The organism is Streptomyces sp. SID3212, from assembly GCF_009865405.1.
Lineage (GTDB): Bacteria > Actinomycetota > Actinomycetes > Streptomycetales > Streptomycetaceae > Streptomyces.
The window spans coordinates 1-4,041 of record NZ_WWJY01000877.1 but is presented as its reverse complement, the minus strand read 5'-3'; the positions used below and the strand labels follow the sequence as shown (position 1 = coordinate 4,041).

2 protein-coding genes are annotated in these 4,041 nt (G+C 74.9%); both read right to left on the bottom strand.

Annotation, left to right across the window (positions count from 1 at the left end; genetic code table 11):
* Positions 1–1,931, bottom strand: a 1,931-nt coding sequence (locus GT042_RS26470) for a tetratricopeptide repeat protein (RefSeq protein WP_161311243.1), incomplete at its 3' end; no start/stop codon positions are given.
* Positions 1,918–3,651 carry a trypsin-like peptidase domain-containing protein gene (locus GT042_RS26465; protein ID WP_161311242.1) on the bottom strand — a complete coding sequence of 578 codons (1,734 nt, stop codon included), beginning with the start codon at positions 3,649–3,651 and terminating at the stop codon, positions 1,918–1,920. The genes GT042_RS26465 and GT042_RS26470, both read right to left, overlap by 14 nt.
* Positions 3,652–4,041 lie beyond the last annotated feature (390 nt).

Genomic DNA, 4,041 nt, shown 5'->3' with positions numbered 1-4,041 from the left:
GGGTCGGCGGGCCGGGCGGGACCGACCGCGTCGCCGCCACCCGCGCCGCCCTGAGCGTCGTTCCCGCCGGGCTCCGGCGCGGCGACGGTCACCAGCAGCCGTACCGCCGCCACCCGCGCCTCCCGTTCGTACCGGAACTCCTGCGACAGCCGTTCCGCCGTGGCCACCGCGTCCGCGCGCCGGCCGGACAGCAGGAGGACGCGGGCGAGTCCGAAGCCCGCCGCGCCGAGTGCGGGGGTCGTGTCGAAGACCGTGCCGTAGTGCGAGCGGGCGACGGCGAGGTCACCGCGCAGCTCGGCGCACAGGCCGAGCGCGAGCTGGGGGATGAGTTCACCGGGGAGGGCGGCGCGGACCTCGGTGAAGTGCGCGGTGGCCGCGACCGCGTCCGCGCGGGTCAGGGCGATCAGACCGGAGTACCAGGAGTGCAGCCAGTGCCACCCGGGCAACATCGCGCGGGCGAGGGCGCGTTCGGCCAGGTCCGCGTCGTCCCTGCGCAGCGCGAGCCGGCTCTCGGCCAGCGAACTCTCCGCGGAATCGGCTATGTCCGGCTCGTCGGGATCGCCCAGCGGCGTCGGGAGCGCCACCGCGATGGTCGCGGGCGCCGGCGAGGAGAACGTCGGCGGCAGCGTCAGGGCCCCGTCCTCGTCATCGGGCAGGGCCGCCGTGAACCAGTGGGCGAGTGGCCTGGCCGCCCCCAGGCCACCGTGCAGGGAGTCCGGCATCGAGCCGAAGAGCGCCGACGGCCTGGTCACCTGCCGCAGCGTCGGCGGCGCCGCCACGACCTGCCGGATCACCCCGCTCAGCTGCTCGCCGAACTGCCGGGCCGAGACGAACCGGCGCTGGGGTACGGCCGTGTCGGTGGCGCGCGCCAGCAGCAGGCGCAGGGAGTCGATGCCGGGCGCGGTGCGCTCCAGCAGATGGAGGCGGGACACCTCCCTCAGCGTCATGCCGAGGCCGTACAGGTCGAAGCCGGGGGTGGGGCGTACGTGCTCCGGATCGTGCTCCGGAGGCGCGTAGACGTCGGTGTACGCCGTGACGGGCCCGGTGTCCTTCCTGGTCCGTACGGCTCCGAAGTCGATGAGCCGCACCCGGTCGCGCGGCCCGGCGGAACTCTCCTCCTTGAACCGGATGATGTTCAACGGCTTGACGTCGCAGTGCAGCAGCCCCCTGGCGTGCAGGTAGTCGAGCGCCTGGAGGATACGGACCCCGTGCGCGAGCAGGAATTCGAGCCGGTCGCCGGGGAGGGCGGTCAGCGGCGCGCCGGGCAGGTACTCCAGCACCAGGTGCGGGCCCTCGGTCTCGTAGCCGAGGATGCGGACGATGCTGTCGTGGCGCAGCCCGACCAGGACCGTCCGCTCGTGGTGCACCGTCGAGGCCACCGAGGTGTTCCTGAGCTTCTTCAGGACCACGTCCGTGGCGAGGTTCCGGTCGTGGGCGAGGTACGCGGCGCCGTACGCCCCGGCCCCGAGGTAGCGCTCGACGTCGTACCGCCCGGCGATGGTCAGGCCGCGCGGCTGGGCGAAGTCGAACGGGGCGCCGCAGTGGGGGCAGTAGCCCGCGACGCGGCCCGGCGCTCCGTCGTGACCGCGGCCGACCGGCTCTCCACAGGCGGTGTTGTCGCAGAAGCGGTACTCCTCGGCGATCGCCGTGGGCTCCGGCGTCGGGGTGTCGACGGCCTCGGGCAGCTGCCCCGCCTCGGCGAGGTCGAGGCCGTACCAGGGATCGGGGCGTACGTTCGCGACGCCGATGCTCACGCCCCGGGTCTCGGTCTCGCGCTCGCCGGGCGGGAGGGGGGCCCGCTCCAGCGGGCGCCGGTCGCACACGGCGCAGAATCCCTGCTCGTCGATCAGGCCGCGCCCGCAGTCGGGGCGGTTGCACCTCTCCGCCACCCCCCGGCCCCCGCCCTTCTCCGCCGCCTCAGCCTTCCCCACGCCACTCCCCCTCCTCGATCCGGCGGTTGACCTCGTCGATGTAGCGCCTCACCCGTTTCCGGGCCGCCGTCAGGTCGATCGGCGGGGTCTGGAGATCGCGGGCCGCGGGCGCGTAGAGCTCGCCGAGCGCCAGGTCCTCGTCGCCGAAGTACCGCGCGGCCCGCACCCGGTGCACCTCCAAGGCCTTGCGCAGATCCTCGAGGGTGGCGGTCATCAGCCCCAGCTCCTTGGCGAACCGGGCGACCTCGGCGCGGGCGGCGGTGGCATGGAGGTGGATCGCGGCGAGTTCCGGATCGGGTCCGGCGCCGCGCGCGACGGCGGTACGGACCCGTAACCGCGGCGCCGCCGAGACCGGTAGGCGGGGCGCGCCGAAGAACATCCATCCCGACGCCGCCTGGAGCCGGGCCGCCGCGTCCTCCTCGGCCGCCAGTTGCGCGACAGCCGTCTCGGCCGCCTCGGCGGTCACGCCGCCGGTCACCCCGCCCCGTACGGTCGCGGTGAGCCGTTCGGCGTCGAGGGACACCTCGTACGGCATGCCGGGCGGCGGCCGGTCCTCGAAGCCGAGGGCCAGACGCAGCCCGCGCGTCCGGGCGCGGGCCGCGAGCGGCCCCAGCAGCCGGCGCACCAGTTCCCCGGGATCCTCCGCCCGGTCGACGCCGCCCACCACCAGGCAGGCCGGCGGGCGGCGGCGTAACAACTGGCGCACGATGTCCCGGTCGTCGCCGCCCGGGAGCCCGAACCGCTCGGTCAGATAGCCCTGTACGTCCTCGACGCTCCTGTCCCGGGCGTCGTACGCCGCGTCTATGGCGCCCAGCCCGAGCACGGTGTCCCCGGGCGCCCCGGCGATCTCGGCGTCGGACAGGCCGGCCCGGGCGGCGGGATCGGCGGTACGGACCAGGCGCACCAGCCACGAGCCGCCCGCCCCGGTCGGGCCGCCGGTGCCGACGACCACGGCGCCCGCCCACCTGCCGTCGAGCAGCCGGGTGAGTTCCTGGGTGAGCGCCAGCCGCAGCGAGTCGCCCAGCACGTCGTCGGGCCACTTCCCGGCGGAGGGGCCCAGGTCGTTGGTGCGTACGCCGTCGGTGTACGGCTCGATCTGCGGCAGGTACGCCTGGATGGTCTCGGTCGGCAGCATCCAGGCGGCGTGGGCGTCGCCGTCCACGAAGTCGGCCACCACGATGCCGATGACGCGGCCCTTGAACTCCCCTTCGCTGACGGCCACTCCGGCTCCCGAGTAGCCCGGCTCGATCCACGGGCCCCGGGGGCGGACCTGGTTGAGCAGACCCCACTCGCCCTCCCGGCCGCCGGAGCCCGCCAGTTCGGCGTCCGCCCCCATGCCGAGCGTCCTGGACGCCTGCGGGAAGCCGTACGCGCTCACGCCGCCGGCGGAGAGGGGCACCCGCCACAGGGTGGTACGGGTCCCGCAGTCGGCCGGCTCGTCCAGCCGGAGCAGCGCCACGTCGCCGCGCTGGGTGTCGTTCTTCTGCACCCACGAGCGCGGGGCCACCCGCGCGGTCCTGGTCCATTCCGGGCGGCAGGCGACACTGGTGATCCGGAGCCCGGCGGCGCTCCCGCCGGGCGCGGCCCCCGCGTCCCTCACGACGTGCGCGCAGGTGAGGACATGCCGTTCGTCGAGCAGCACCCCGGCACCGAAGGGAGTCCCGTCCGCGTCGTCCACCCTGACCCGCCAGGGTTTGTCGCTGTGGTGATGCTGCCCCATGTTTCCCACGGTAGTACGACACCGGGCACGCCGTACCCGACGCGGGGAAACCCGTACCGCCCGGGATCTTTCCGGAACGGCCGGTGTCTCCCGGACAGGTGCGGTCCGGTGGGGCGAACGGGGCGGTCCGGGCGGCGCGTCGGGGACCGGTCGTACATGGGCGCGGGCGACGCCCGCCGGACGTCGGTGAATTGGGGGAGGGGCCGGGGGCAACCCTGTCCTCACCTCATGGGTCACACAGCTGCCACCTGTTTCATCGCTTCGTTCCACCCGTTCTCCCCCGGTCCGGAAAGGGCCCCACCCTCCGTGATGACACGCACCCGGCCGACCCGGCGCACCCGGTCGGCCGCGCTGACCGCGCTCGCCGCGACGGCCGCCCTCGCCGCCATC

What these genes read in the sequence shown, in the direction of transcription:
- GT042_RS26465 (WP_161311242.1), bottom strand. Translation starts at nt 3,651, where the DNA reads ATGGGGCAGCATCACCACAGCGACAAACCCTGGCGGGTCAGGGTGGAC.